Source organism: Marinobacter sp. DSM 26671 (genome assembly GCF_900112835.1).
Classification (GTDB): Bacteria; Pseudomonadota; Gammaproteobacteria; order Pseudomonadales; family Oleiphilaceae; genus Marinobacter; species Marinobacter flavimaris.
The window spans coordinates 102,661-129,222 of record NZ_FONF01000002.1; the positions used below are offsets into that span (position 1 = coordinate 102,661).

Below are 26,562 nucleotides of genomic sequence, written 5' to 3' on the forward strand. Positions count from 1 at the left end.
TTGTCTTTTATCAAACATTCTTTCGCAAATCCTGAAAACCTCCTTCCAATAAGCAAGCACCTTTTGCGGACTTCCCTCTAGAATTTTGGTCATAAAATCGACAAAAAGGAGGGCGCCATGTCCGCCGATACCCCACAACTCGACGATTACAAACTCGAAGACCGCTACCTGCGGGAATCCGGTCGGGTGTTCCTGACCGGCACACAGGCCCTGGTCCGAATTCCGTTGATGCAGGCTGCCCTGGATCGCAAGCAAGGCCTGAATACCGCCGGCCTGGTCAGTGGCTACCGTGGTTCCCCCCTCGGTGCGGTCGACCAGGCACTCTGGCAGGCGAAAGACCTGCTGGACGAGAACCGGATCGATTTTGTTCCCGCCATCAACGAGGATCTTGCCGCGACGATCATGCTGGGTACCCAGCAGGTAGAAACCGATGAAGACCGTCAGGTAGAGGGCGTATTCGGCCTCTGGTATGGCAAGGGCCCGGGCGTGGACCGAGCCGGCGACGCCCTGAAACACGGCACCACCTATGGATCCTCCCCCCATGGTGGCGTGCTGGTGGTAGCGGGCGACGACCACGGCTGCGTGTCATCGTCCATGCCCCACCAGTCCGATGTGGCATTCATGAGCTTCTTCATGCCCACCATCAACCCGGCCAACATCGCGGAATACCTGGAGTTCGGTCTCTGGGGTTATGCCCTGTCCCGCTACAGTGGCTGCTGGGTCGGCTTCAAGGCCATCTCGGAAACCGTGGAAAGCGCGGCTTCTGTGGAAATTCCGCCAGCACCGGATTTTGTCACTCCGGACGATTTCACCGCGCCGGAAAGCGGCCTTCATTACCGCTGGCCGGATCTCCCCGGCCCCCAGCTGGAAACCCGCATCGAACACAAGCTCGCGGCCGTTCAGGCCTTTGCCCGGGCCAACCGCATTGACCGGTGCCTGTTCGACAACAAGGAAGCCCGCTTTGGTATTGTCACCACCGGCAAGGGGCACCTTGACCTGCTGGAAGCCCTCGATCTGCTCGGTATTGACGAAGACAAGGCCCGGGACATGGGTCTGGATATCTACAAGGTGGGCATGGTCTGGCCCCTGGAGCGCCGCGGCATCCTGGACTTCGTGCACGGCAAGGAAGAAGTCCTCGTGATCGAGGAAAAGCGCGGCATTATCGAGAGCCAGATCAAGGAGTACATGTCCGAGCCGGACCGTCCCGGCGAGGTTCTGATTACCGGCAAACAGGATGAGCTGGGCCGCCCGCTGATCCCGTACGTTGGCGAATTGAGCCCCAAACTGGTTGCCGGCTTCCTCGCAGCCCGTCTTGGTCGCTTCTTCGAGGTGGACTTCAGCGAGCGCATGGCTGAAATCAGTGCCATGACCAACGCCCAGGATCCGGGCGGCGTCAAGCGTATGCCCTATTTCTGCTCGGGCTGCCCACACAACACCTCCACCAAGGTCCCGGAGGGGAGCAAGGCCCTGGCCGGCATTGGCTGTCACTTCATGGCGTCCTGGATGGGCCGGAACACCGAATCCCTCATCCAGATGGGTGGCGAAGGCGTCAACTGGATTGGCAAGAGCCGATACACCGGCAACCCCCACGTGTTCCAGAACCTGGGTGAAGGCACGTATTTCCACTCCGGTTCCATGGCTATCCGTCAGGCGGTAGCTGCCGGCATCAATATTACCTACAAGATTCTGTTCAATGACGCCGTCGCCATGACCGGCGGTCAGCCCGTCGACGGGCAGATCACCGTCGACAGGATTGCCCAGCAAATGGCCGCAGAAGGGGTCAATCGGGTTGTTGTTCTCAGCGACGAGCCCGAGAAATACGATGGCCATCATGACCTGTTCCCCAAGGACGTCACCTTCCACGATCGGTCCGAGCTCGACCAGGTGCAGCGGGAATTGCGTGATATCCCCGGCTGCACCGTACTGATCTACGACCAGACCTGTGCCGCCGAGAAACGCCGCCGTCGCAAGCGCAAGCAGTTCCCGGATCCGGCCAAGCGGGCCTTTATCAACCATCACGTGTGTGAAGGCTGTGGCGACTGCTCGGTGCAGTCCAACTGCCTCTCGGTGGTCCCCCGCAAGACGGAGCTGGGACGCAAGCGGAAGATCGACCAGTCATCCTGCAACAAGGACTTTTCCTGCGTTAACGGTTTCTGCCCAAGCTTCGTGACCATCGAAGGCGGCCAGCTGCGAAAATCCCGCGGCGTTGACACCGGCTCCGTACTCACCCGCAAGCTGGCTGATATTCCAGCTCCCAAATTGCCGGAAATGACCGGCTCCTATGATCTGCTGGTGGGCGGCGTTGGCGGTACGGGCGTGGTGACGGTTGGCCAGCTGATCACCATGGCGGCCCACCTGGAGTCGCGCGGCGCCTCGGTACTGGATTTCATGGGCTTCGCCCAGAAAGGCGGCACGGTGCTGAGCTACGTTCGTATGGCACCGTCCCCGGACAAGCTCCATCAGGTTCGGATCAGCAATGGCCAGGCCGATGCGGTCATCGCCTGCGATCTGGTCGTAGCGTCTTCCCAGAAGGCCCTGAGCGTTCTCCGGCCAAACCACACCCGGATCGTTGCCAACGAAGCGGAACTGCCTACTGCCGACTACGTGCTCTTCCGCGACGCCGATATGAAGGCCGACAAGCGCCTTGGGCTACTGAAGAATGCCGTGGGCGAGGATCATTTTGATCAGCTGGACGCCAATGGCATCGCCGAAAAGCTAATGGGCGATACCGTGTTCTCCAACGTGATGATGCTCGGTTTTGCCTGGCAGAAAGGCCTGCTGCCCCTGTCCGAAGCGGCTTTGATGAAGGCGATTGAGCTGAACGGCGTCGCCATCGACAGGAACAAGGAAGCCTTCGGCTGGGGACGGCTTGCAGCCGTGGATCCGAGCGCAGTCACGGATCTGTTGGACGACAGTAATGCCCAGGTGGTTGAGGTCAAACCCGAACCAACCCTCGACGAACTCATCAACACCCGGCATAAGCACCTGGTCAACTACCAGAACCAGCGTTGGGCCGACCAATACCAGGACGCAGTTGCAGGGGTCCGGAAGGCTGAGGAGTCCCTCGGTGAAACCAACCTGCTGCTGACTCGTGCAGTAGCCCAGCAGCTGTACCGGTTCATGGCCTACAAGGACGAATACGAAGTCGCGCGACTGTTTGCCGAAACCGACTTCATGAAAGAGGTGAATGAAACCTTCGAGGGTGACTTCAAAGTCCACTTCCATCTGGCCCCGCCCCTGCTCAGCGGCGAGACCGATGCCCAGGGCCGCCCGAAAAAACGCCGGTTCGGCCCCTGGATGTTCCGGGCCTTCCGGCTGCTGGCGAAACTTCGCGGCCTGCGCGGAACCGCAATCGATCCGTTCCGCTATTCTGCCGACCGCAAGCTGGATCGGGCCATGCTGAAGGATTATCAGAGCCTGGTAGACCGGATCGGTCGTGAGCTCAACGCCAGCAACTACGAAACCTTCCTGCAGCTTGCCGAGCTGCCTGCCGATGTCCGCGGGTACGGCCCTGTGCGGGAGCAAGCGGCGGAGAGCATTCGCGAAAAGCAGACTCAGCTGATCAAGGCGCTGGATACCGGTCGCCCGACGTTGATTCGCACCCAACAGGCTAACGAGGAGGCCAATCATGTTTGAAGCACTCCAGCCCCTTCCCCAGGATCCGATCCTGCAGTTGATGCAGACCTTCCGTGAAGACGATCGACCGGACAAAGTGGATCTGGGCATCGGTGTCTATAAGGATGACGCCGGCAATACGCCTATCATGGCCGCCGTGCACGAAGCCGAGCGTCGCCTTCTTGAGGGCGAAACCACCAAGAGCTACGTGGGCCCTGCCGGTTCCGCCGGCTTCAACAGCGCCATGGCGGAGCTGATCCTGGGCAGCAACAGCCCACTGGTCCGCGACGGTCGCGTATCGGTCATCCAGACACCGGGCGGCTGCGGCGCCCTGCGTATGGCGGCCGAGTTTCTGCGTCTGTGCAAGGCCGATACAAAAGTCTGGGTCAGCACGCCCACCTGGGCCAACCACTTGCCGTTGCTCGGTGGCGCCGGCCTGACTATTCGCGAATATCCGTACCTCAATCCAGAGACCCTGCAGGTAGACTTCGGCGCCATGCTGGAAACCCTGGAACGGGCGGATGCGGGCGACGTGGTGTTGCTACACGGGTGCTGCCACAACCCCTCGGGCGCGGACCTGAGCCTGGCCCAGTGGCAGGAAGTGACCAGCCTGATCCAGCGCAAAGGCCTGCTGCCCTTCGTGGACATGGCCTATCAGGGCCTTGGCGAAGGCCTGGACGCGGATGCAGCTGGCCTGAGGCACCTGGCCAGTGCGGTACCTGAAATGCTGATCGCAGCCTCGTGCTCCAAGAACTTTGGTCTCTACCGGGAGCGCACCGGCGCACTCGCCCTGGTTTCGGAAACCGCAACCGTGAATGCCGCCGCCACCAGCCAGCTGCTGAGCGTCATCCGGTCGCATTACTCAATGCCACCGGCCCATGGTGCTTCAATCGTGGAGACCATCCTTGGCGATGACGACCTGCGAGCCCAGTGGCAACAGGAGCTAAACGGTATGTGTAAGCGCATCCTGCATCTGCGTCACGCTTTTGCGGATGCACTCTCGCCAGTAGGCGACTTCGACTTCATCGCCCGTCAGCGGGGCATGTTCTCGTTCCTCGGAATCAGTCCGGAGCAGGTGGGCCGGTTACGGAAGGAACACGGCATCTACATGCTGGAAAGCAGCCGCGTAAACGTTGCCGGTTTGAACGACCACGTCTTGCCACAAGTCGCTTCCGCCCTGCGCGAGGTGCTCGGCAAGTAAATACTTTTTCGACAACAACCAATCAATCCGACAAAAACAATTAGCCGGAGAGAAGAATGAGTGAGAGTACCCAACCACACCAGCAGGCCAATAACCTCTGGTCCTCACGGATGGCCTTTATCCTGGCTGCGGCTGGTTCAGCCGTTGGCCTCGGGAACATCTGGAAGTTTCCGTACATTACTGGCGAGAACGGCGGCGGCGCCTTCGTTCTGATCTACCTGGCCTGTATCTTCCTGATCGGCGTGCCGGTACTGATTGCCGAAACCATGATTGGTCGGCGCGGCGGCCAGAGCCCCGTGGCCACCATGCGCACCCTGACCAAAAGTGAAGGCACAGCCAAGGGCTGGAGAGCCATCGGCTGGAACGGGGTAATTGCATCCTTCCTGGTGCTTTCTTTTTACGCCGTGATTGGCGGCTGGGCCCTGGTCTATATCGGCAAGGCCGCAACCGGGCTGTTTACCGGAGCAGATGCCGAAGCCATCGGCGGCCAGTTCGGCGGGCTCCTTGCCAACCCCTGGGAACTGCTCATGTGGCACTCGGTGTTCATGGTGATTGTGGTGTTCATCGTTGGCAGGGGCATTCGCTCGGGGCTTGAGAAAGCTGTGAATATGCTGATGCCTCTGTTGTTCGTGCTGTTGGTTGCCATGGTGATCTATGCCATGAACAGCGGCAGCTTTGGCCGGGCCGTGAGTTTCATGTTCTCGCCGGATTTCAGCAAACTGACAACGGCGGGGGTTCTGACTGCCCTGGGGCACGCCGCCTTTACGCTCAGTATCGGTATTGGTGTTCTGATGGCCTATGGCTCCTACCTGCCAAAAACCGTAAACATTGCGCGGACCGCCATGACCATTGCCGTCGTGGACACCAGCGTTGCGCTTCTCGCGGGGCTGGCCATCTTTCCCCTGGTATTTGCCAATGGCCTTGAACCAGGGGCAGGGCCCGGCCTGATCTTTGTGACCCTGCCATTGGCCTTTGGCCAGATGAGTGGTGGTGCGCTGTTCGGCACCATTTTCTTCGCTTTGCTACTGGTAGCAGCCATCACCTCGGCCATTTCCATGCTGGAACCGGTGGTCGAATGGCTGGAAGAACACAAAGGCGTGAGTCGAGCGAAAAGCGCCATTGGTGGCGGGCTCGCCATCTGGTTTATCGGTATCGGTACCGTGTTGTCCTTCAACGTCTGGGAAAGTGTGCACCCGCTTGGCTTTATTCCGTTCTTCGAGGGCAAGACGGTCTTCGACCTGCTCGACTTCCTCGTCTCCAACCTGATGATGCCTCTCGGCGGACTCGCCATTGCGCTGTTTGCCGGATGGGCAATGAAACGTGAGAGTCTGCCAGCCGATATTGGTCTGCAAGGAAGCAGCTATAAGGCATTCATGTTCGTACTCCGGTATCTGACGCCTGCCGGTATCGCCGTGGTTTTCCTGTACAACCTGTTGTAAGGCCATCCCGGCTTCTCCAACCGCAAAAGCCCGGTGAACTTCACCGGGCTTTTTTTGACATACCCAACAGGGCACTGCCAATCTGAATTCAGGACAACAGACCCAAGTCTGTATCGCATGCGGAAAAGGAGAACTCTTATGTACAGCAAGATCCTCGTTCCGGTCGACCTCGCCCATACCGATAAAATGGTGAAGGCGCTCAATACCTCCATTGATATTGCCAAGCATTACAACGCCACCCTGTGCTATGTGACCGTCACCAACAGCACCCCGGGAGCGGCCGCGCACAACCCGAAAGAACTCGCAGAGAAACTGAGGGTGTTTGCGGAGGAGCAGGGAAAATCCCACGGGATCAGTACCGACAGCATGGTGATTGAATCTGCTGATACCGCCGTGGAGCTTGAAGACAAGTTGCTTGAGGCGATCAAAACAACCGGGACAGATCTGGTAGTGATGGCTTCACATCCGCCGGGGATTGGCGACCGGCTACACATTCTCCATTCGAACGGCGCCAATATCGTTAAACACAGCGATATTTCGGTTTTCGTCGTTCGGTAAAGATAACAGGGCATCCGAGACACTATTCCGGATGCCCTGTTGCGTCATGCTTTGGAAATTCAATTCCCGTTACCCTGGCAATGAAAAAGGGAAAGTAATCCTCCGTGGCAAAGAAGTTCCCGGCTTCCACCTGGGTCGGCAATACAAAGCCTTCGAACTCCCGAAACTCTGACAGGTAGCCGCCAAAGGGCTGCAAGCGATGGACTTTTTCCGCATTCGCATTGGTCCACCGGTCAAAACTCACCTGGAGCGGCCGGCCGTCGCCGGCAACGACAACATCCACTGCCTGTTCCATGCCCTCATGACGAACAACCACCCTGGCCGTGTTTATATCGACCAGCTTCCAGGAAACGCCGGGCCCCGGCAGCAGGGCAGCCGGCGTCCAGAAAACCGCCTCTGCCACATAACGGCCGAATGCCGAACGGGCATGATCCGCATCACCACCCGCCCGGGCAACAGGGAATAGGCCCATCAGCCAGAACCGCGTCCACTGGTCAGTGTCCGAGCCGGAAATCCCGAGCAGGCCTCTGTGGGCGCTCATTTTCCAGATAAACCCTTCCGGCATGGCCAGCACCTGGGTGGCCTGCATGTGCACGTAGTCGGGCGACTCCCGATTGCCCATACCGAATTTTCCGTTCATAGAGATACGGGCCACGGTATAGAGCGGGGTACCAGGCTGAATGGTGTAACGGAAATACCGCTGGGCTGGCTCCGGCAAACCCTCAAGAAGAGCAAGATCAAAGCGCTCCGGGGCAGCCGGCTGCAGCGTTGCCAATCCGGTAATGACAGCCCGGTCTGCGGTGTGGTCAGACTGACGCCAAAACCAGAGGGCGACGGTGACTGCAACCACCAGAATCAACAGGATCAGGAAAAAGATTTTCATGTAAGCTATGCTCCGTAGCAGTCATTGTCCCTGCCCTGCCCGAATCCGGCCTTGTTCCAGATCAACGAACGTGGCTGCCCGACTCACTGTCAGCCTGAAAGGTTTTATGAAAGTACCAAAAAGATTACAACCACTTGTCGATGACGGCATGGTGGACGAAGTGCTCTACCAGCTCATGAGCGGCAAGGAAGCCCAGGTTTATGTTGTGCGCTGCGGAGACCAGACGCGCTGTGCCAAGGTCTTCAAGGAAGCGACAAAGCGGAGTTTCAAGCAGGCGGTGGAATACCAGGAAGGACGAAAGGTCCGGAACAGTCGTCGAGCCCGGGCCATGAGCAAGAAGACAAAGTACGGCCAGAAGGAACAGGAAGATGCCTGGCTCAACGCCGAGGTGGATGCCCTCTACCGGCTTGCCGCCGCCGGTGTCCGGGTTCCCGAACCTCTGGGCTTCGTGGACGGTGTACTGCTGATGGAGCTGGTGGCGGATGAAGATGGCAAGGCCGCGCCCAGGCTGGATGATGTCACCCTGTCCCCGGAACAGGCCCGCGACTTCCACGGCCAGGTCATCCGAGAGGTTGTCCGTATGTTGAGCGCCGGTCTGATCCATGGGGATCTGTCGGAATTCAACGTGCTGGTCGATGCCCGCGGTCCTGTCATTATTGATCTTCCCCAGGCCGTCAATGCGTCCGGCAATAACAACGCGGAACGCATGTTGGAGCGCGACGTCGACAATATGCGCCGCTATTTCGGACGCTTCGCGCCGGAACTGCTGAACACCGATTATGGCAAGGAGATCTGGGCGCTCTACGAGTCAGGCGACCTGCACCCGGACAGCAAGCTCACGGGCTGCTTCCAGCACGATGACACCGCTGCCAACGTCGACGAACTGATGGAAATCATCGATGCGGCAAAAGAGGAAGAGTGGGAGCGACAGGAACGGATGAGGGACGCCGAGGAGGACTGACGCCTTAGCCGGTGCTGGTCAGCCGGCAGACGTGGTTCTCTCTTCGCTGATCATTGCTGACATCAACTGCTGTTCCTTCGGCCCGGGTAGAACACCCGTTAGCGTGGCTTCGATAACCGGCTCACCATGCTGATTCGAGAGCACCGCTTCGGCCCGGGCCCGATTCCTTGCATCCACTTCGGTGATGGTGAATACACAGGTGACGGTATCACCGAAATACACTGGCCGGCGGAAGCGAAAATTCATCCCGGACGCCAGCCAGCCAATCTGCCCACCCACTTCCGTGATCATCCCGCCAACCAGCAAGCCATGGCAGATCTTTCCCTGCAGGTTCTTGGCCTGGGCAAACTCATCGCTGTAGTGAACCGGATTCTGATCGCGGCTGATTTCCCCAAAGGACAGAGTCTCATCCTCGGTGAACGTACGCACCAGGGTAAACGAATCGCCGGCTTTCAGGCCTGCAATGGCTCTCTTTCGAATATCAGACATGGTATCGGTCCCCGATCGCTCAGCCTTACAGGTACCGACCGCCAGACCCTATGGCGACCACAATCAGGCCGAGAATCAGATTGATACCGACCAGACGGCGAATCTTTCCCACCTGAACACCACCAGCCTGCGGATCCTTGTCTGCAACCGCCTGCTTGAGCCGTCGGAAAGGCGCAAAATACACGTGAAAGTAAAGCAGCATCATCACCAGCCCGAGCGTCTGCATGGCATGAATGTGCCAGCCAGCACCGGCCATACCGCCAAACACACTGAAAATCATCCAGTAGCCGGTAACCAGGAGCAGCACAACCGCGAGCCAGACCCAGCGGAAGAACCGTTCAAGCGTCTTCGACCAAAGATGGCCACGCTGGGAGGCCTCTACCACCTCAACCACGGCCGGACGCATCGCCATGTAGGCGAAGAACATACCGCCAACCCAGATAACCGCGGACAGAACATGCAGTGCAATTGCCAGACTCATAAACCTACCCCTTGCTTTGGCTTCAGATGGTTTCCAGTTCTACCCGGTTACGGCCGCCCGTTTTACCGCGGTAAAGAGCTTCATCAGCCCTGCTGACCGCGGCACTCAGGTCTTCGCCAGTTCGCAGCTCACTTACCCCGATGCTGATCGTAACATCGATATCACCGCCGATAACTGCGCGCCAGTCCCTTGCCAAAAACGCCTTTCGTATCCGCTCCGCGCTTGCTTGCGCTTTATCAGCATTCGTATCCGGAAGAATGACCAGAAACTCCTCACCACCCCATCGACCTATCAGATCCTGAGCCCTTAATTCTTCCCGGATCACATCGGCAACACAGCCGAGTACCCTGTCACCGGCTTCATGTCCGAAGGCATCATTGATCGACTTGAAATGATCGACATCCAGCAGGAGGAAACCGACCGGGTGTCCGCTGCGCCGGAACCGCGATACCTCTTTTTCAGCCAGGTAGGTCATATGACGGCGATTGAAAAGCCCGGTTAATGAGTCCGTTGTTGCCATTTCGCGAAGCTTGCGCTGTGCCGAAACAACCATGCTGAGGTAATAGGAAGCCAGGTAACTGAACATTGCAAAGACCACGCTCAGATTGAACAGATGGACTATGTTCAGGGCTGTCTGCGGAATTGGCTGCAACGGTTCGATGTACCACATCAAGGCATCGAGCGCGACGTAGTATCCCCAGAGAGTGAGTAGCGCATAAACCGCCCATCTTCGGGACGCGGAAACGCAGATCGCCGGTATGAACATAAGAAGGTAATAATGGAAACCGCTCTCCCAGCCGATAAGAACGGTACCGAGGCCGGCGTGCCCGAGCACTTCTGCCCAGATCAGTACGACCGCAATCTTGTTTTTATGGTATTTGAGTGCGTAGTAGGCGCCGGCATACATGGCCACGCTAACCACGTTGATCCATGCCAGAACCGGCGAACCCAATGCATGAAAAAGAAAGAAAAAGATGACATCTACAGTCCCGGCGATCTGGGCACATCGCATGGCCAAACGCCAGAACTGGGGCCTGCGTTCCCGCTCAGGCTCATAATTCATTGGAGCACTCGCACTTTTCATCGACAGCAGAATTCCTTTTTTAGGTAACAAGAGTACTCGTTAAAACAGAATCCTGCCTCACTCCAATGCAAACAAATGAAAATGTTTTCAGGATCACCACGGCAGCTCGTCGCCGTTGCTGTGCCAGAACGACCCGGTATTCTCCAAGGTGAGGCCATCAATCCGCTCTGCCAGGCCTTTTGCCGATTCTTCCGGAGTAATCAACCCACCAAAATTCACCATTCGGGTCTGAACATAACCCGGGTGCAGCTGGGCCACCGCGATACCCCTCGGTTTCAGATCCATCGCGAGGGACTTGCCAAAGGCATTCAACGCCGCCTTTGAAGCACGGTACCCATAGCGGCCGCCAGAGTCGTTGTCGGCGATAGAGCCCATGCGGCTGGTGATGTTGGCGATTTTGCCTCCGGAGGGGATTTTTTCAAACAGGGCTTCAGCGATTTTCAGTGGAGCGTAGGCGTTGATTTCCATCTGCGTACGGATGGAATCAAAATCGATACTGCCCAGTTTCTCGTCCTGCAGCAGACCGGCATTGTTGATCAGCAGATCAATGGACTGGCCCTCAAGACCGGCCACGAGCCTTGCCACACCCTCATTGGTCGTCACGTCGACACTGTCGATGATCCTCGCCGCAACCTCTTCCAGCTCCGGCGAGGCCTCCCGGCACACGCCGATTACCGAGCAGCTGCGGCCTGCATAGAGCCGGGCGAGCTCCAGACCAATGCCCCGGTTTGCCCCGGTGATTACAACAGTGGAATTATCGGACATATCAGCCTCCTCAACGATCAATACGGTTCATGCAGCTTCACATCCCCTGCAATGTAGAACAACCAGCAATACGGGCCCTGACTGCGTGCAGATCCAATTTTTCTGTAAGATACGGGGTAATTCAATCAATGGTCGCCGGGAGCAGCATGTCAGCAGCACTTGTTTTCGCAGTCTTCGCAGTGACCCTGATCGCAGCAACCGTATTCTACCTCTTCTTCTACCGCGCCTTGCGGAGGGAACGGGAACTGAGAGCCCCCTTTCCAACATCCTGGCGCGAGCATCTTGATGCGAACGTGCCGCTTTACCGACGGCTTCCTGAAGCCCTCAAGCAAACCTTGGAGCAACGGGTCCAGCTTTTTCTCTCCGAGAAGGAATTCTATGGCTGTGACGGCTTTGAGGTGGACGACGCGGTGAGAGTGACCATTGCCGGCCACGCCTGTTTGCTGGTTCTTGCCCGCCCCTATTCAGATTTTGACGAGGTAAGCAGCATTCTGGTCTATCCCGATGCCTATCACGTCAGAGACATTGAAAGCGATGGCATGATTGTCAGCGAAAGTAATGAAATACGGGCCGGCGAGGCCTCAAGCAGGGGCCAGGTGGTGCTGGCCTGGCGAGAATGTCAGGAGGCCGCCCGGAACCCGCACAGCGGCCATAACGTCATGCTCCATGAGTTTGCACACCAGCTGGACTACCTGGACGGCACCGCAGACGGGGCACCGCCGCTGAGTGGAGAGCAGGCCCGGCACTGGCAAAGTTCCATGACGACGGCCTACGAAGACCTCAGGCATTCCCTCCGGCACCACCATAGATCCTGGCTTGATCCATACGGCGCTACCGAACCGGCAGAATTTTTCGCAGTGCTGACCGAGGCATTTTTCCAGCAGCCGCGCCATCTCAAGCGAGAACAGCCCGAGGTCTACAAGGCCCTGCAAGGGTATTACCGGCTCGATCCAACGGCTTTCTGGGAGGATGCATGACAGTTGTGGCAAATCAATGCGTGGTCCACTATGTAGGAAAGCGGATCAGTTGGTGGAGGTTTACATGCCAGCCATAGGATGGATATTCATAGTTGTTGCCCTTGCCTTGATCGTGGGCAGCCTGATGATACTGCGTGACAATGCCCACAGCATGAAAATCTCCGATGAAAAGATGAAGAAAATCCAGGCCCGGAAGGCGGAGATCGAGGCCGAGGAGAGCGCCGAAGACAGAGAGTGGTAGGTTTGGGGGCAGCCGCAAAGACTGCCCCGGGCAGGTTCGATCAGTGTCCGCTGTGGTCCATACTTTTGCCCGAGTGATCCATGCTCTCGCTTTTCATCATCTCGCCATCCAGCGACTCGACATTCAGCTCAACCTGCATTTCGTCGGCACCCTCAAAAGTCAGGGTCAAGGGAATGCTCTCACCCTCGCGCAACGGACTTTTCAGTTTCTCCAGCATCAGGTGAAAGCTGTGGGGCTTCAACTCCACGGTGGTACCTGCCGGTATGGCGAGCCCGCCCTTGACCGGTGCCATTCGCATTACACCATCGTGCATGCTGGTCTCATGGATCGATACGTTACCTGCCCTCGGGGTTGCGGCCCCAACCAGGGTAATATCACCGCTGCCGCTGTTGGAGATACTCATGTAACCCACGCCCATGGGCGTGCCAGGCGGTGTAGGCCGACTCCAGGGATGATCGACCGTGACCGGGCCATGGCTGTAATCATGGGCAAATGCTGTCGGGGCAACCAGGGCCAGTGCCAGCACAAACACGCTCAGGCAATACTTCATGTCCAGTGTTCCTTGTCGATGGTTCAAAACCAAAGGATAGAAAGGGTAGGCCCCGGATCCAAGCTTTTCAGTGCGACGAATGGTCGCAGACCGGGTCAATGCCCGATGGCGAGAGCCGGGTTCGCTTTCAGTCTGTCCAGGGTCTCCGGACGACTGAAGTAATAACCCTGAAAACGTCGACAGCCCATCTCGACCGGGGCGCTGGCCTGGGCCTCCTCTTCAACACCCTCGGCAACCAGCTCCATGTTATGGCTCCGGGCAATGGCAATAATACTCCGGATCATGTTCGCGGCTTTTTCGTCTTCCAGAATGGTGTCGACAAAGCTCTTGTCGATTTTCAACTCGTCAAGCGGCAGCTTACGCAAAAGACTGAGCGAGGAGTAACCCGTTCCGAAATCGTCCATCGAGATCCGTATCCCTTTCTCTCGCAATCGTTCGATCGTTTTCAGCACTCTCTCAAAGTCACTCATGAACAGGCTCTCGGTGATCTCAAGAACCAGCTCTCCAGGCGACACACGGTGCATTGCCAGAACCTCAAGCACTGTTTCAACAAAGTCTGGCTGGCGAAACTGGATAACAGAAATGTTGATAGACAGGTCCACGAAACCGCCGACCTCGTTACGAAACAGGCTGTATTCCCGGATACTGGTTTCAAGCACAAAGCGCCCGAGCGGAACCATCAGCCCGCTTTTTTCAGCGACCTCGACAAATTCCGCGGGCGAAACAAAGCCGAGTTCCTCATCCTGCCAGCGAACAAGCGCTTCCAGCCCGACCGCTTTTCCGGTCTGATCTACCTGAGGCTGGTAGACCATGTACAGTGAGCCCGATGCCAGGCCATACCTGAGACGCTGCTCGACCGACAGCCTGCGAAGATAGGCCATTTCCATCTCGCTGCGGTAAATGCAGACGTCGTTCCGGCTCTGTTTCGCCTCGTACAGCGCAAGATGGGCACTTCGAATCAGCTTGCTGAGGGAATCTCCGTCATTCGGAAAGCAGGCCACACCAATACTCGCCGTTACCTGCAACCTCAGTCGGCCCACCTCGAAGGTGCGGGACAGGTTGCCGGCCAGCGACACACAGGCTTTTTCAACATCGTCGAGATTGGTGTTCGGGGTCACAATGGCGTACTCGTCGCCACCGAGCCGGGCAAGATCGTCCCGGCTTTCAACCAGTTCGGCGAGCCGACGACCGAATTCCAGAAGGGTTTCATCGCCGGTCTCCAGCCCAAACCGGTCATTGATGCCTTTAAAGTTATCAATGTTGATCACAATGAGGCAGAACGGTTTTCTATCCGGAACCAGGTTGTCGAGGCGGTCCAGCAGCCCATTGCGATTCAACAGCCCGGTCAAATCATCGTGCCGTGAGAGGTAAGAAAGCTCCAGACGCCGCTTCTTCTCGGCGTTGTCGATAATCCGGAACCCCTTGTAGAAAACAATCCCGAAAACCAGGAAAGTCAGCAGATACTGCAACAGGGATTGGAGAAATTCCCGGTAAAGCGGAGCGAACCGGGTTTCCGAGATGGACCACAACTGGTAACGGGCGTTGAAGACAGCAGCCGTCAGATAATCTTCACCCTGGCGTCGGGTTCGGATAACCACTGAATCACTGCCCTGCATGACCTCCTCTACGCTCTTGCCGAGCTCCTTTTCAAACGCTGCCCGATTTATCTCCCTCTGGTCCATCGGCACCCGGATTTGCGAATACTGTTGCGGGCCAATGCCGTCAGCCGACATGAACTGAACATAGCCATCGGTTTCCCGGAACAACATTACGGTGTCAGAGTCGCCGTCATGCAGTGTCTTGCCGAAAACCGAACCACTGCCATCAAGCCGCATGCCGGCTGTCATGACTGCAACGACTTCCCCACTCGGGGAACGTATCGCTTTTCGGATCGGTATAACCCACGCGCCCAGGGCGTCTACGAAATAGGTCCGGCCCACGACCATCGCATCGGAAGACAGTGCTCCCAGGAAACTGTCACGGGTCTCGGGATCGGTTCTCAGATTTGGAAGAGTCGACAGATCGAGGTTGGTGCTGACACGAACCAGCGTGCCGTCCGGCCTGGCCAACCCAAAGCCCACGAGCATGGGGTTGGCGGCGAGGATGCTGTCGAGCAAGGGGATCTGTCGACTGCCTGACAGGAGGTTGTCCTGATTGAGCAACTCGCGGCCAATTACATCGAGAACCAGCTCCTGGGTTCGCAGGATACTGTCGACAGACTGAGCAACCAGCTCGACACGGGCGGTCTGGTAAAGCTTCTCGTCCGAAATAAGGCCCTGCCAACGAAAGAACAGAATGGCACTGAGGAGCAACACACCACCGAGGAGGATAAGAGCGAAGAGTGTCCAAAGATTGCGTTTGAGAATTGCCAAAAGCAGTTCCAGAAATTCGGGAGGTTGAACAACGGCTTTGCGTCAGTATACGGGAGAGCCTGAAAAGCGCATTACTATTTACCGATAATTTGTAGGCTGTTAATTCCCATGGAACTAAATGCGTCGATTCGTGACAACAGAGTAATTCCGCGTCCATCACCGATCAGGGTATCGGGTGTACTATTCTGAAAAGCTGAACGGCAGTCGATCTTACAGGAGTGTGTTTATGAACGTGATGTCTGTACTGAACCAGGTAATGAAGCAGGCTCAGGGTGGCCAGTCCCAGGGTAGTGGCATGGACGTCAACAAAATGATGAACAGCCTTGGCAGTCAACTCAAGGGCAGCCAGGGATCCGGTTCAGGCATCGACGTAAAGAGCCTGCTGGGCGGCGGAGCCCTCGGCATGATGCTGGGTTCCAAGCGCGGCCGAAAGATGGGCGGCAAAGCCCTCAAATACGGTGCCCTGGCAGGCGTGGGTGTCCTGGCCTGGAAAGCCTATCAGAACTATCAGACCAACAGTCAGAGCCCGGCGAAACCGGCATTGGCACAGCAGGGCCAGCCACTGGAGCAACTGCAGGGCCAGGCGCAGGAACAACGGGGACTTGAAATACTCCAGGCCATGATCATGGCAGCCCGCGCTGACGGCCACATAGACGCCAACGAACGCGCGCTGCTTACCCAGGAGATTGAAAAACTGGGGCCAGATGACGAACTTCACGCCTGGATTCAGCAGCAGTTCGACGCCCCTCTGGACGCCACTGCCCTGGCACGCAATGCCGACTCACCCCAGGCCAGCCGGGAAATCTACATCGTCAGTGCGGTCATGATCGACGAACAGAACCCCATGGAGCGGGCCTGGCTGGATCAACTCGCCAGCGCCCTCCAGCTCGACCCGGGTCTTGCCAGGGAACTGGAACAACAGATCCAGAGTGCAACAGCAGGGTAGTCGTCAGGCTTTCTTGACGAACTCCGATTTCAGTTTCATGGCACCAATACCGTCGATCTTGCAGTCGATATCATGATCGCCGTCTACCAGGCGGATATTCTTCACCTTGGTGCCAACTTTAACCACGGAACTGGAGCCCTTTATCTTCAGATCCTTAATGACCGTAACCGTATCACCATCCTGAAGCTCATTGCCGTTGGCGTCGCGAATCATCTTCGCGGCGTCAGCCGCCGCAGCCTCCGCCTCAGACCACTCATGCCCGCATTCGGGACAAACCAGTTGAACGCCGTCCTCATAGGTGTACTCGGAACTGCACTGCGGGCATGGCGGAAGCTGCGACATTATCATTTCCTGTTAATTGAATGGGCGCAGGATTATACCATCAACGCCCGGGCGAGACCCTCGCCAGCACCGTCGGATCTTCCGAAAGAGGCAGGGCGATAATCGCGCCCTCGTTCGACGAAGGGAAAATCCCGGTCAGGCCCGTAATGTTCACCTGATGCGACACCATGATCACCGGTGCCCCGTCCTCCAACTCATTCACCAGAGCAATCGTCTGCCGCGTCTGCGCCGGACCATCGCCACGGTTGCGAAAGAAAGAATTCAGCGACGGCCACTCCGTTACCTTCCCCATGTCCATCCCGGTTGCGGTATCCATGCAACGGCACCACTGACTGCTGAACACCCGCGCGTCCGTAATACCATGGTCCGCCAGAAACGGCTTCCACGCCCGCGCCTGCTCACGACCGACGTCGTTCAGATTCCGCTGGGTGCTGCAATCGTTGATATCAAAGTTGCCAGGATCACCGGTTCCAGGCGCCAATGCGTGACGCAGCATCAAAACTGCCCGTCCCTCTCGCAGGGCATCCCAGGCTTCTTCGTTATTCTCAGCAGCGGAAACGTTGAAACACAGAGCCACAGCCAGAAAAACGGTTAAGAGAAATCGACCACGCATAGTTGCTACCTCCAAAAAAGATCCAAGCGCGCTTTAGAATTCGCGGATGAACGGACGATGCCTGATAGAGGCATTGGGAGCCCCCTTCCAAAAATGTTGAAGGCCAGGGATGGCCTGAAACAAGCGCACATGGACGTGCTCGTAGCGGTTTTTGGAAGGGGGCTCCCAATGCCTCCAGCACCAATGTCCGCAGCCTTGCAAGAGATACGCGAGCAATATCTATCAGGCTCATATCAACAAAAGGTAAACTCTGCACAGAACCACGCAAACAGAAGGAACCATCATGCCAATCTGGGTCGACGCCGACGCCTGCCCCGTTCCAATCCGGGAAATCCTCTGCCGCGCCGCCACCCGCTGGCAAATCGACACCACCTTCATCGCCAACCACGCCATCACCCTGCCACCGAGCCCTTACATCAAGCGCCGACAGGTCCCCCAGGGCTTTGATGTGGCCGACAACGAAATCATGGACCAGATGCACGAAGGCGATCTCGTGATCACGCAGGACATTCCCCTGGCCGCCGAAGCCATTGAAAAAGACGCCGACGTCTTCAATCCCCGCGGCCAGGCCTTCACCAAAGAGAATATTCGCCAGCGCCTTGCCATGCGCAACTTTATGGAAGAAATGCGCAATGCCGGCCAGGTCACCGAAGGCCCCGCCCCTTTCAGCCAGACCGACCGCAAGGAATTTGCCGACAAGCTTGACCGTTGGCTGCAAAGAAACAAACGCAGTTGATAATGATTCTATTTTAAAGCCTGGGCAGATCCGCTACCCTTCCCGCCTTATTATTTTCAGGCTCAACGCGGGCCTGCCTGATTCAAGGGAGAGAAGCGGAGTATGTCCTCACACAGCCACCAAACCACCAGCAGCTTTGCTGCCCTGGCCCGCCTGCTGAGATACGCCCGGGGATATCGCCGACAGATCATCGCTGCCACCACCTGCTCGATCATCAACAAACTCTTTGATATTGCCCCGGAAATCCTGATCGGTGTCGCCATTGATGTGGTCGTCAACCAGGAAGAGAGCTTTGTGGCTGGCCTCGGTTTTGAAACCGCCCAGGAACAGATCACCATTCTGGCCGTACTCACCTTTTTTATCTGGGCCGGCGAATCCCTGTTCGAATACCTGTTCCAGATCCTGTGGCGCAACCTAGCCCAGCGTTTGCAGTCGGACCTCCGACAGGATGCCTACGAACATGCCCAGCGCCTCGACATGAGTTTCTTCGAGGCTCGCAGCTCCGGCCAGCTGGTGGCCACCATGAACGACGACGTCAACCAGCTCGAGCGCTTCCTCGACGGCGGCGCCAACGCCATGATTCAGGTGCTGGTGACCGTGGTTGCCGTCGGCGCCGTATTCTTCGTGCTCTCGCCGCTCATTGCCCTGCTCGCATTCACCCCCATTCCCCTGATTATCTGGGGCGCCTTCTACTTCCAGCGCAAAGCGGGGCCGCTCTACGCCGACGTTCGTGAAAAAGTTGGTGACCTGTCCAGCCGGCTGGCCAACAATCTGGGCGGCATCGCCACCATCAAGAGCTTTACCGCTGAACAGCGAGAGGCAAAGCGTCTGAAAGAAAGCAGCGAAGCCTACGTGGAGGCCAACCGCCGGGCCATCCGCATCAGCTCTGCGTTTATTCCGGTGATCCGGATGGCCATTCTGGCCGGCTTCCTGGCCACCTTCACGGTGGGGGGCATGATGGCCCTTGAAGGAAACCTGAACGTGGGTGCCTATGGCGTTCTGGTCTTTCTTACCCAGCGCTTGCTGTGGCCCCTGACCGGGCTTGCCGAAGTGATTGATCTGTTCGAACGGGCCATGGCAAGCACCCGTCGGATTCTGGACCTTCTGGCCGAGCCCGTGCACGTGCGAGACGAGGGTGGCAAGGCACTGGCAGAGCCGGTGAAAGGCGATGTTGAGCTGGACAAAGTAAGCTTTCACTATCCCTCCAGCGGCGCAGGAATCCGGGATATCAGCCTGACCGTGCCAGCTGGCAATACCCTTGCGCTGGTCGGCGCAACCGGTTCCGGCAAATCCACTCTGATCAAGTTGTTGCTGCGGTTCTACGATCCGAGCAACGGCCAAATCCGAATCGATGGACAACCCATTCGGGATCTCAGCCTGCAATCCCTGCGCGGCGCAATTGGGCTGGTGAGTCAGGATGTTTACCTGTTCGAGGGCACCATTCGGGAAAACCTTGCCTATGGAAATCCGGCGGCGTCCGATACCGAGATCATAGATGCAGCGAAAACCGCGGAAGCCTGGTCGTTTATTGAAGCGCTGCCCGAGGGCATGAACACACCGGTGGGCGAACGGGGCGTTCGTCTGTCCGGGGGACAGCGCCAGCGACTGTCCCTCGCCCGTGCACTGCTGAAAAATCCGCCGATACTGGTGCTTGATGAAGCCACCAGCGCGGTGGACAACGAAACAGAAGCCGCCATCCAGCGGTCACTGAAGCGTATCGGCCATAACCGGACCGTGATCATGATTGCCCATCGGCTCTCCACCATCGTTGATGCCGACTCCATCGCGGTCATCGAAGGCGGCAAAGTGCTGGAACAGGGAACTCACCGGGAGCTGCTGGACCAGGACGGCGCTTATGCCAACCAATGGCGTGTGCAGACCGGGCAAATACAGGCAGCCATTTAACGCAATATATATTGATAGTGATTCGCATTTAAATTATTCTGCAGGCCCTCAGCATTTCGGGAGCCTGCATGCCTGTTTTCTTCGACGTTTCCAATCTTGATGTCCGCATTGGCGACACCACCATACTTCAGAACCTGAACCTCGGTTTCGGTGAGGGTGAGGTAACAGCCCTGCTCGGGCATAACGGCTCCGGCAAGTCCACTCTGCTCAAGGTGCTTGCCCGCCAGCTTGCCCCCTCAACCGGCAATGTCCGGCTTCTGGGCAAATCCTTCCGGAGCACGGGTGCACGGGAATTTGCCCGCAATGTGGGCTACCTGCCCCAGCATCCGCCAGGAACCGACGGTTTGACGGTTCGCGAGCTGGTTGCCCTGGGGCGCTACCCCTGGCGCGGACCGCTAGGACGCTATAACGAGGAAGACCACCGGCTGATCACCCGGGCCATTGAGGACACCGGACTCAGCCAGTTCCAGCATCGCTCTGTCGACACGCTCTCCGGTGGTGAACGCCAGCGCGCGTGGATTGCCATGCTGCTGGCCCAGCAAACACGATGCCTGCTGCTGGATGAGCCCATATCCGCCCTGGATGTGAAACATCAGGTGGAAACCCTGCGTCTGGTGCATCGTCTCGCCGAGCAGCGGGATCTTACGGTTATCGTGGTGCTGCACGACGTGGATCTGGCGGCCCGGTTCTGCGACCGTCTGGTCGCTCTGAAATCCGGGCAACTGGTTGCCGATGGCAGCCCCCGGGACATCATGGATTCCGGCATCCTGGAATCCATATATGGCGTGCCCATGGGCGTGATGGAGCGCGCGCCCGGACAGTGGGTGTCCTATGTTCACTAGGTCTGAACGCTGCTGGCGATACGGCGCGGCGCTGCTGCTGAGTCTGCTGCCGGTCCTTACCAGTGCCGCAAGCTGGCAGCACGAACAGGGGACCCTGACCCTCGATAAAACGCCGGAACGGGTGATTGCTCTGAACTGGGCCGCCACCGAGGCGCTGCTGTTACTGGGTGTCACGCCCATCGGCGTTGCTGATCGCGATGGCTATAACGCGTGGGTCAGGGAACCGGAACTTCCCGAAGGTGTGGCCAACGTCGGCACCCGGGTGGCACCGAGCCTGGAAGCTATTTCCGAGCTAAAACCGGATCTGATCGTCACCAGCTCCGAGATGGCTCCCGCAGCCAACCTGCTGGAGCGCATTGCGCCCACCTACGTTGTCAGCGTTTACAAGCAGGGCTCCCGACCGTTCGAGAAGGCCAGCAGTATGCTTACCACTCTCGGTGAGATGCTGAACCGGGAAGAACGTGCAAAGTCTGTTCTCAACGACATCGACCAGACCCTGCAGGCTCAGCGCCATCGTCTGGAGAATGCCGGCCTCACGGACCGACCGGTGGCGCTGGTGAACTTTCTGGACGACCGCCACGTTCGCGTATACGCACCCAACGGCCTTTTCCAGAGGGCCCTGAACGCCCTTGGCCTTGAGAACGCCTGGCCCCACTCCGGGAATTACTGGGGGTTCTCGGTCGTCGGGCTTGAAGCTCTTTCGCCCTATCAGGACAGCCGGATCATCATCATTTCTCCGACCCTGCCCGGGTTGTCTGACACCCTGGCCAACAGCCCTTTCTGGACCTATCTGCCGCCGGTTCAGCGCGATCAGGTGTACCAGATTGATCCGGTCTGGCCGTTTGGCGGGGTCTTCCCGGTCAAGCGACTGGCAACGTTGCTCGCTGAAGGTCTGCTGGCTGGAGGTTCAGACAATGTACGCTGAATCTGCAAACAACCAGGTCAGTCGCCCATCCCTGCCCGCAAGGGTGCCACTGGCTGCCGCACTGATCTGGTGTGGCGCGTTTCTCGCGAGCGCGGCGCCCTGGTTTGGCCAGCTCGACGTCGGCGCCCTCATCGCCGCCTTCTGGACGTTCGAAGCCAACAATTACGCGTCGGTACTGGCGCACTACAGCTGGGCACCCCGTGTCGCCATTGCCGTCCTCATTGGCTGTGGCCTTGGCCTCGCCGGCGCGGTTACCCAACAGATCCTTGGCAACCCCCTTGCCTCACCCACAACCCTGGGCGTGGAGGCCGGCGGCCAGTTCGGGATAACAGTCGCGACCATATTCTTTCCCGGGTTGCTCGCCTTCAGTCCGGACCTGGTGGCGGTTTCCGGCGGGTTACTGGCAATCGGACTGGTGATCGCGCTCACCTGGCGCCTGGGCTTTTCACCGGTCACCGTGATACTGGCCGGACTTGTGGTCACCTTTTTCCTGGGCGCCGTGAACATGGCGTTCCTGTTACTCAAGGGTGAATGGCTGGGGAACCTGTTTATCTGGGGCGCGGGCTCCCTGGTCCAGAATAACTGGCAGCCGTTCATGGAACTCTGGCCCCGGGTGCTGGTGCTGGGCGTGTTAATGATCCTGTTGATGCGCCCGCTGCAAGTCATGCAACTGGGGCAGACCTCCGCCCGGTCCCTCGGCGCCAAAGTCGGTCTGATTCGGGTGCTGGCGCTGTTTCTGGTGGTTCTGATGAGTGCCACGGTGGTCAGCCGGGTTGGTGTCGTGGCCTTTATCGGTCTTGCGGCACCGGTGCTGGCAAGGCTGCTGGGCGCCCGTACCCTGTCCGAGCGCCTGATCTGGAGCAGTCTCCTGGGCGCGGGTCTGCTGTTACTGGCGGATACCCTCGCCCACTGGGCATCCACCTGGGGCGACGGATCACTGGTTCCCACCGGCACAACCACCGCCCTGATCGGCGGACCGATTATTCTGCTGGCCCTGCAGGGTTTGAAGAACACCCATCATATGCCCGGGCAAGACGACAGCCCCGCCGGTTTCCTGCCCAAAAGACGTTCCACCCTTGTGATTGGCGGAGCCATAGCCGCCCTCCTTCTGAGCACCATTGGTATCTCCATGGGGTGGTCCCCGGGGCTGGACGAGTGGAGCTGGACTCCGATCGCCCAGTGGCACGAGGCGTGGGTCTGGCGCGGCCCCAGATTACTGGCAGCCATTCTTGCGGGCGTGGCCCTGGGCCTTGCAGGAACACTAATCCAGCGAATGACAGGCAACCCCATGGCCAGCCCGGAAATGCTCGGTATCAGCGGCGGCGCGGCGGTGGTTATGGTTTTGATCGTTCTGTTCGGTGCCGATATTGGCCGGGCAGGACAGCTTGGAGCGGCCACCCTGGGCGCCGCAGCTGCCCTCGGTTTGTTGATCATGCTGGCCCGAAAACACCGGTTTGCCGGCAACCAGCTCCTGCTCGGCGGGCTCGCTTTATACGTGTTCATGGACGCAGGCCTTCGCCTGGTCATGGCTTCCGGTGGCACGGTCGCCTCGCAGCTTCTCAACTGGATGTACGGTTCCACCTGGCTGGTCTCGGAAGCCGAGGCCCTGGGGCTTTTGGCGCTGATCGTGCTGATTTCGGCTGGCCTTCTGGCGATTATCCGACCCCTGAGCATTCTTCCCCTGGGTGAAACATCGGCCAGTTCACTGGGCTTGCCGGTAACGAAAGTCCGTCTGCTGTTGCTTCTGTTGGCGGCGCTGCTGACCGCTGCGGCGACGGTGGTGATCGGTCCGCTGAGTTTTGTGGGCCTTATCGCACCCCACCTGGCCCGTGTTCTGGGCCAGCAGACCGTAGGGCGACAGCTGATCGTTGCTGCCCTTGCCGGAGGCTTGTTGCTGGGCGTTGCCGACTACCTGTCCAGAATTGTTGTTTACCCCAACCAGCTTCCGGCGGGGCTTCTGGCCGCTCTGGTCGGTGGCCTGTATTTCCTCTGGGGGCTGAGTCGCCATGGCAGAGCCTGACCGTAAGCCCGGGCTCGGCCAGTGGGCCCGGGAATACAGCCATCTTCTGAGCCAGTCAGGGCTGGACAGGGAATCGGTTATAAACGAGGCGCTGCAACCCTCTGTGGGTGCGCGTAGCGGCCTCTTTTCTCTGGCCCAGTGCCTTGAGCAACCGTCGCTACTGCTCGGCCAGGTTGCCATCGACTACCCAATCGCCGGGCCCCGGGCCGTGCGCGCGTTTGTTTCTGTGCTTCAGCAGGATCTGGCGCTCAACGTGATCGCGCCGCTGACCCTCAGGCTGTTCCGCGACGGCCACGCGCCTTTACCGGACGCCAAACGAATATTCCTGGCCCCGGCGCACGACCAGACACAAACGGTATCCCGATGGTTTCAGGTGCCGGGCGGGGAGCGGGTTGATGAAGAAACGTTTGTCCGGTCCGCAGGCGCTCTGACAGCCGGGTGGTACCCGGCCTTCCGGCAACAGCTGGGAGTCAGCCCTGGTGCCTACTGGAGCAGTATAGGGCTTGGATTGGGGGCACCGTTCTCAGCCGTGTGGAACCGGGCCGAACCGCAAGCGCTTTGCCAGTTGGCGCAAGGATGGCTGGAGCAGTTCCAGAACGATGCAAACCAGTTCATCGACTGGATTCCAGCGGTGTTCGGTGAGCAGACCACGGCAATCCCCCAACGAAAGGGGTGTTGCCTGAAATACCTGCTCCCGGAAGGCGGTTACTGCGGCACCTGTGGTGTGCATCGCAAGGAACGACTCGCCGCACTTACGCCCCAACAGCGGACGACAGCGCCAAGCCAATGGCAACCAGGCCGATAAGCACACCCGCCCCTGCCGCAAGCTTCAAACCTTCGATCATTTCCTGTTCGGGTGCCATTCCCTTTCCTCCCGTTTAAGGTAAACCCACTGGACTCCACTTTATTGCGAATCATTATTATTTGCAATAGTCGATCACTGATCCGTAATTGACCCGGTGCCCTATACTCCTGGTAACGGGAGCGCTGCTCGGCGAAGCCCGCTTCAACTGCTACTCTGAATGTTCTAATGGCACCGGTAGGAACGGAGGCTTCAATGGGTATATTCAAACACCTTGTCCTGACAGGCAGCTTATTGCTGGTTGCCGTTCCCGGCATGGCCAACCAGACCTTTTCCTCCGATAAAGCAGATTTCCGCCTGGAAACCGTGGCACAGAATCTCGAACACCCCTGGAGCCTCGCATTTATGCCGGACGGCTCCATGCTGGTGACAGAGCGGGAAGGAGAGCTGCGAATGATTCGGAACGGTTCGCTGGTGAATGACCCCATCAGCGGAGTACCCGAGCTCGTGGTATCCGGCCAAGGCGGATTGCTGGACGTTATTCTCCATCCGGACTTTGAGCAGAATCAGGTGCTTTTCCTGAGCTACGCCCACCGAAACCGGGACGGCATGACTACCCGGGTAGCTCGCGCCCGGTTGAGTGGTGATCGCCTCACCGACGTTGAAGTCATTTTTGAGGCCCTGCCCCGCTCCGGCGGCGGCCGACACTTCGCGGGCCGCATGGAATTTGACCGGGATGGCAACCTGTACGTGGCGGTGGGCGACCGGGGAGAGATGGACCGGGCCCAGGACAATTCTGACGATGCCGGAGGCGTACACCGGATTACGCCCGACGGTGGCCCCGCACCAGGCAACCCGTTCCTGGACACCAGCGGCGTCAACGATACGTTTTATACAACCGGCAACCGCAATATCCAGGGCATGACCATCCACCCGGAAACCGGCGAGATCTGGAGCCACGAACACGGTCCCCGGGGTGGCGACGAAATCAACATCATCCGGGCAGGCACCGATTACGGATGGCCGACAATCACTTACGGCATAGACTATTCGGGCCTGCCCATTACTGACAAAACCAAGAAGGAAGGCATGGCCCAGCCACTGCATTACTGGGACCCGTCCATTGCGCCCTCGGGCATGGCGTTCTATACCGGAGATCTGTTTCCGGAATGGCAGGGGGACCTGTTCGTGGGCGCACTCAAGATGCGCAAACTGGTTCGTCTGCGCATCCAGGACGGTGAAGTGACGGAAGAGGAAGATCTGCTGACCGATCTCGACGAACGGATCCGCGATGTGCGCATGGGCCCCGATGGGGCACTCTGGCTGCTAACGGATTCACCCCGGGGCAAGGTTTACCGGATGGTGCCGGCTCAGTGAGGATCGTTGGTTCTTTCAGTCTTTTCGAACTGTGGCAGTTCGTCGGTAATCTCGAACCAGTCGGACTTTGAACCAACGAAGACGTGTTGGGCCGGCCCCTTGCCCAGGGGTTCGTTGATGCAACCGACTCTCAGGCGGAGAATCCCGGGAATGGCATCAACACGGCTGTAGAGCTGGCTGCCGCAACGGCTGCAGAAACCCCGGTACTTGCCGGGGCGTGATTCGAACTCGGTAATCCTGTCTTCGCCGGATACGAACCGGAACCGCACCTTCTGCACCGGCGCGCTGGCCGAGAAAGCGCTGCCGTGGGCACGCCGGCACTGGCTGCAATGGCACAGGGCCACCGGGCCGAGCGGGCCATCGTATTCGAAACTGATATCGCCACACAGGCAACGACCGGTGTACATGGTCCGGGCCTCACTGCTTCTGGTCACTGGT

25 protein-coding genes are annotated in these 26,562 nt (G+C 58.5%); 15 read left to right on the forward strand and 10 right to left on the reverse strand.

Going from position 1 to position 26,562, the window contains the following annotated elements:
* Window positions 1–117 precede the first annotated feature (117 nt).
* The 4 genes from BM035_RS02590 to BM035_RS02605 all read left to right on the forward strand — a co-directional run bounded on the left by BM035_RS02590 (window position 118) and on the right by BM035_RS02605 (window position 6,813).
* Window positions 118–3,636: an indolepyruvate ferredoxin oxidoreductase family protein gene (locus tag BM035_RS02590; RefSeq protein WP_092030211.1), complete on the forward strand. Its 3,519-nt coding sequence runs from the start codon at window positions 118–120 to the stop codon at window positions 3,634–3,636.
* Window positions 3,629–4,816 (forward strand): amino acid aminotransferase, encoded by a 1,188-nt coding sequence (locus tag BM035_RS02595; protein WP_092030212.1) that lies wholly within the window; start codon window positions 3,629–3,631, stop codon window positions 4,814–4,816. The genes BM035_RS02590 and BM035_RS02595 overlap by 8 nt, the downstream gene beginning before the upstream one ends.
* A 56-nt stretch (window positions 4,817–4,872) precedes the next feature.
* Window positions 4,873–6,255 (forward strand): sodium-dependent transporter, encoded by a 1,383-nt coding sequence (locus BM035_RS02600; RefSeq protein WP_092030214.1) that lies wholly within the window; start codon window positions 4,873–4,875, stop codon window positions 6,253–6,255.
* Window positions 6,256–6,393: 138 nt separating this feature from the next.
* On the forward strand, window positions 6,394–6,813 hold the full coding sequence (locus tag BM035_RS02605) for a universal stress protein (protein WP_092030216.1): 420 nt from the start codon (window positions 6,394–6,396) through the stop codon (window positions 6,811–6,813).
* 22 nt (window positions 6,814–6,835) lie between these two features.
* On the opposite strand, the gene BM035_RS02610 is transcribed toward BM035_RS02605, so the two are convergent.
* Window positions 6,836–7,696, reverse strand: a complete 861-nt coding sequence (locus tag BM035_RS02610; protein ID WP_092030217.1) for a DUF6544 family protein — start codon at window positions 7,694–7,696, stop codon at window positions 6,836–6,838.
* Between the two features lie 106 nt (window positions 7,697–7,802).
* Here BM035_RS02610 and BM035_RS02615 point away from each other — a divergent pair, with 106 nt between their 5' ends.
* Entirely contained in the window at window positions 7,803–8,657 is an 855-nt protein-coding gene (locus BM035_RS02615) for a PA4780 family RIO1-like protein kinase (RefSeq protein WP_053114677.1), read from the forward strand.
* Window positions 8,658–8,675: 18 nt separating this feature from the next.
* On the opposite strand, the gene BM035_RS02620 is transcribed toward BM035_RS02615, so the two are convergent.
* From BM035_RS02620 to BM035_RS02635, 4 genes are all read right to left on the reverse strand, one after another.
* The gene (locus tag BM035_RS02620) at window positions 8,676–9,146 is read right to left on the reverse strand and encodes a MaoC family dehydratase (protein WP_092030219.1); all 471 of its coding nucleotides are present in this window, start codon (window positions 9,144–9,146) and stop codon (window positions 8,676–8,678) included.
* A 25-nt stretch (window positions 9,147–9,171) separates the two neighbouring features.
* Window positions 9,172–9,627 carry a CopD family protein gene (locus BM035_RS02625; protein ID WP_092030220.1) on the reverse strand — a complete coding sequence of 152 codons (456 nt, stop codon included), beginning with the start codon at window positions 9,625–9,627 and terminating at the stop codon, window positions 9,172–9,174.
* Between the two features lie 22 nt (window positions 9,628–9,649).
* Complete coding sequence (locus BM035_RS02630; RefSeq protein WP_041645020.1) at window positions 9,650–10,711, reverse strand: GGDEF domain-containing protein; 1,062 nt, start codon at window positions 10,709–10,711, stop codon at window positions 9,650–9,652.
* A 93-nt stretch (window positions 10,712–10,804) separates the two neighbouring features.
* Window positions 10,805–11,476, reverse strand: a complete 672-nt coding sequence (locus tag BM035_RS02635; RefSeq protein ID WP_092030222.1) for an SDR family oxidoreductase — start codon at window positions 11,474–11,476, stop codon at window positions 10,805–10,807.
* Between the two features lie 146 nt (window positions 11,477–11,622).
* Between BM035_RS02635 and BM035_RS02640 the strand changes: the two genes are divergently transcribed.
* Both BM035_RS02640 and BM035_RS02645 read left to right on the forward strand, forming a co-directional pair.
* Window positions 11,623–12,453: a M90 family metallopeptidase gene (locus tag BM035_RS02640; protein ID WP_092030223.1), complete on the forward strand. Its 831-nt coding sequence runs from the start codon at window positions 11,623–11,625 to the stop codon at window positions 12,451–12,453.
* A gap of 64 nt (window positions 12,454–12,517) precedes the next feature.
* Complete coding sequence (locus tag BM035_RS02645) at window positions 12,518–12,694, forward strand: DUF2897 family protein (RefSeq protein WP_075267673.1); 177 nt, start codon at window positions 12,518–12,520, stop codon at window positions 12,692–12,694.
* A 40-nt stretch (window positions 12,695–12,734) separates the two neighbouring features.
* Here the strand turns inward: BM035_RS02645 and BM035_RS02650 are convergent, their stop codons facing one another.
* Window positions 12,735–13,244 (reverse strand): copper chaperone PCu(A)C, encoded by a 510-nt coding sequence (locus BM035_RS02650; protein ID WP_092030225.1) that lies wholly within the window; start codon window positions 13,242–13,244, stop codon window positions 12,735–12,737.
* A gap of 95 nt (window positions 13,245–13,339) precedes the next feature.
* The gene (locus BM035_RS02655) at window positions 13,340–15,616 is read right to left on the reverse strand and encodes a putative bifunctional diguanylate cyclase/phosphodiesterase (protein WP_092030226.1); all 2,277 of its coding nucleotides are present in this window, start codon (window positions 15,614–15,616) and stop codon (window positions 13,340–13,342) included.
* A gap of 226 nt (window positions 15,617–15,842) precedes the next feature.
* On the opposite strand from BM035_RS02655, the gene BM035_RS02660 reads away from it, so the two are divergent.
* Complete coding sequence (locus tag BM035_RS02660; protein ID WP_092030228.1) at window positions 15,843–16,562, forward strand: tellurite resistance TerB family protein; 720 nt, start codon at window positions 15,843–15,845, stop codon at window positions 16,560–16,562.
* A gap of 3 nt (window positions 16,563–16,565) precedes the next feature.
* Here BM035_RS02660 and BM035_RS02665 read toward each other — a convergent pair whose 3' ends face one another.
* Window positions 16,566–16,904, reverse strand: coding sequence for a zinc ribbon domain-containing protein YjdM (locus BM035_RS02665; RefSeq protein WP_092030229.1), 339 nt, complete (start codon window positions 16,902–16,904; stop codon window positions 16,566–16,568).
* A gap of 40 nt (window positions 16,905–16,944) precedes the next feature.
* On the reverse strand, window positions 16,945–17,517 hold the full coding sequence (locus BM035_RS02670) for a histidine phosphatase family protein (RefSeq protein WP_092030231.1): 573 nt from the start codon (window positions 17,515–17,517) through the stop codon (window positions 16,945–16,947).
* A 283-nt stretch (window positions 17,518–17,800) separates the two neighbouring features.
* On the opposite strand from BM035_RS02670, the gene BM035_RS02675 reads away from it, so the two are divergent.
* From BM035_RS02675 to BM035_RS02705, 7 genes are all read left to right on the forward strand, one after another.
* Window positions 17,801–18,253, forward strand: coding sequence for a YaiI/YqxD family protein (locus BM035_RS02675; RefSeq protein ID WP_092030233.1), 453 nt, complete (start codon window positions 17,801–17,803; stop codon window positions 18,251–18,253).
* 102 nt (window positions 18,254–18,355) lie between these two features.
* A complete protein-coding gene (locus BM035_RS02680; RefSeq protein ID WP_092030234.1) occupies window positions 18,356–20,158 on the forward strand; it encodes an ABC transporter ATP-binding protein in 1,803 nt (600 codons plus the stop codon).
* A 68-nt stretch (window positions 20,159–20,226) separates the two neighbouring features.
* Window positions 20,227–21,000, forward strand: a complete 774-nt coding sequence (locus BM035_RS02685; RefSeq protein WP_092030236.1) for an ABC transporter ATP-binding protein — start codon at window positions 20,227–20,229, stop codon at window positions 20,998–21,000.
* Window positions 20,990–21,925 carry an ABC transporter substrate-binding protein gene (locus BM035_RS02690; protein ID WP_092030237.1) on the forward strand — a complete coding sequence of 312 codons (936 nt, stop codon included), beginning with the start codon at window positions 20,990–20,992 and terminating at the stop codon, window positions 21,923–21,925. Before BM035_RS02685 ends, BM035_RS02690 begins: the two co-directional genes overlap by 11 nt.
* The gene (fhuB, locus tag BM035_RS02695; RefSeq protein ID WP_092030239.1) at window positions 21,915–23,945 is read left to right on the forward strand and encodes a Fe(3+)-hydroxamate ABC transporter permease FhuB; all 2,031 of its coding nucleotides are present in this window, start codon (window positions 21,915–21,917) and stop codon (window positions 23,943–23,945) included. Before BM035_RS02690 ends, fhuB begins: the two co-directional genes overlap by 11 nt.
* Window positions 23,932–24,750 (forward strand): (2Fe-2S)-binding protein, encoded by an 819-nt coding sequence (locus BM035_RS02700; RefSeq protein ID WP_092030240.1) that lies wholly within the window; start codon window positions 23,932–23,934, stop codon window positions 24,748–24,750. Before fhuB ends, BM035_RS02700 begins: the two co-directional genes overlap by 14 nt.
* 252 nt (window positions 24,751–25,002) lie before the next feature.
* On the forward strand, window positions 25,003–26,124 hold the full coding sequence (locus BM035_RS02705) for a PQQ-dependent sugar dehydrogenase (protein ID WP_008176074.1): 1,122 nt from the start codon (window positions 25,003–25,005) through the stop codon (window positions 26,122–26,124).
* On the opposite strand, the gene BM035_RS02710 is transcribed toward BM035_RS02705, so the two are convergent.
* Window positions 26,118–26,531 carry a GFA family protein gene (locus tag BM035_RS02710; protein WP_008176076.1) on the reverse strand — a complete coding sequence of 138 codons (414 nt, stop codon included), beginning with the start codon at window positions 26,529–26,531 and terminating at the stop codon, window positions 26,118–26,120. The genes BM035_RS02705 and BM035_RS02710 overlap by 7 nt on opposite strands.
* Window positions 26,532–26,562 lie beyond the last annotated feature (31 nt).

Bases quoted from the DNA above. Each gene is read 5' to 3' on its own strand.
- BM035_RS02590 (WP_092030211.1), top strand. From the start codon at position 118: ATGTCCGCCGATACCCCACAACTCGACGATTACAAACTCGAAGACCGC.
- BM035_RS02595 (WP_092030212.1), top strand. From the start codon at position 3,629: ATGTTTGAAGCACTCCAGCCCCTTCCCCAGGATCCGATCCTGCAGTTG.
- BM035_RS02600 (WP_092030214.1), top strand. From the start codon at position 4,873: ATGAGTGAGAGTACCCAACCACACCAGCAGGCCAATAACCTCTGGTCC.
- BM035_RS02605 (WP_092030216.1), top strand. From the start codon at position 6,394: ATGTACAGCAAGATCCTCGTTCCGGTCGACCTCGCCCATACCGATAAA.
- BM035_RS02610 (WP_092030217.1), bottom strand. From the start codon at position 7,696: ATGAAAATCTTTTTCCTGATCCTGTTGATTCTGGTGGTTGCAGTCACC.
- BM035_RS02615 (WP_053114677.1), top strand. From the start codon at position 7,803: ATGAAAGTACCAAAAAGATTACAACCACTTGTCGATGACGGCATGGTG.
- BM035_RS02620 (WP_092030219.1), bottom strand. From the start codon at position 9,146: ATGTCTGATATTCGAAAGAGAGCCATTGCAGGCCTGAAAGCCGGCGAT.
- BM035_RS02625 (WP_092030220.1), bottom strand. From the start codon at position 9,627: ATGAGTCTGGCAATTGCACTGCATGTTCTGTCCGCGGTTATCTGGGTT.
- BM035_RS02630 (WP_041645020.1), bottom strand. From the start codon at position 10,711: ATGAAAAGTGCGAGTGCTCCAATGAATTATGAGCCTGAGCGGGAACGC.
- BM035_RS02635 (WP_092030222.1), bottom strand. From the start codon at position 11,476: ATGTCCGATAATTCCACTGTTGTAATCACCGGGGCAAACCGGGGCATT.
- BM035_RS02640 (WP_092030223.1), top strand. From the start codon at position 11,623: ATGTCAGCAGCACTTGTTTTCGCAGTCTTCGCAGTGACCCTGATCGCA.
- BM035_RS02645 (WP_075267673.1), top strand. From the start codon at position 12,518: ATGCCAGCCATAGGATGGATATTCATAGTTGTTGCCCTTGCCTTGATC.
- BM035_RS02650 (WP_092030225.1), bottom strand. From the start codon at position 13,244: ATGAAGTATTGCCTGAGCGTGTTTGTGCTGGCACTGGCCCTGGTTGCC.
- BM035_RS02660 (WP_092030228.1), top strand. From the start codon at position 15,843: ATGAACGTGATGTCTGTACTGAACCAGGTAATGAAGCAGGCTCAGGGT.
- BM035_RS02665 (WP_092030229.1), bottom strand. From the start codon at position 16,904: ATGTCGCAGCTTCCGCCATGCCCGCAGTGCAGTTCCGAGTACACCTAT.
- BM035_RS02670 (WP_092030231.1), bottom strand. From the start codon at position 17,517: ATGCGTGGTCGATTTCTCTTAACCGTTTTTCTGGCTGTGGCTCTGTGT.
- BM035_RS02675 (WP_092030233.1), top strand. From the start codon at position 17,801: ATGCCAATCTGGGTCGACGCCGACGCCTGCCCCGTTCCAATCCGGGAA.
- BM035_RS02680 (WP_092030234.1), top strand. From the start codon at position 18,356: ATGTCCTCACACAGCCACCAAACCACCAGCAGCTTTGCTGCCCTGGCC.
- BM035_RS02685 (WP_092030236.1), top strand. From the start codon at position 20,227: ATGCCTGTTTTCTTCGACGTTTCCAATCTTGATGTCCGCATTGGCGAC.
- BM035_RS02690 (WP_092030237.1), top strand. From the start codon at position 20,990: ATGTTCACTAGGTCTGAACGCTGCTGGCGATACGGCGCGGCGCTGCTG.
- fhuB (WP_092030239.1), top strand. From the start codon at position 21,915: ATGTACGCTGAATCTGCAAACAACCAGGTCAGTCGCCCATCCCTGCCC.
- BM035_RS02700 (WP_092030240.1), top strand. From the start codon at position 23,932: ATGGCAGAGCCTGACCGTAAGCCCGGGCTCGGCCAGTGGGCCCGGGAA.
- BM035_RS02705 (WP_008176074.1), top strand. From the start codon at position 25,003: ATGGGTATATTCAAACACCTTGTCCTGACAGGCAGCTTATTGCTGGTT.
- BM035_RS02710 (WP_008176076.1), bottom strand. From the start codon at position 26,531: ATGTACACCGGTCGTTGCCTGTGTGGCGATATCAGTTTCGAATACGAT.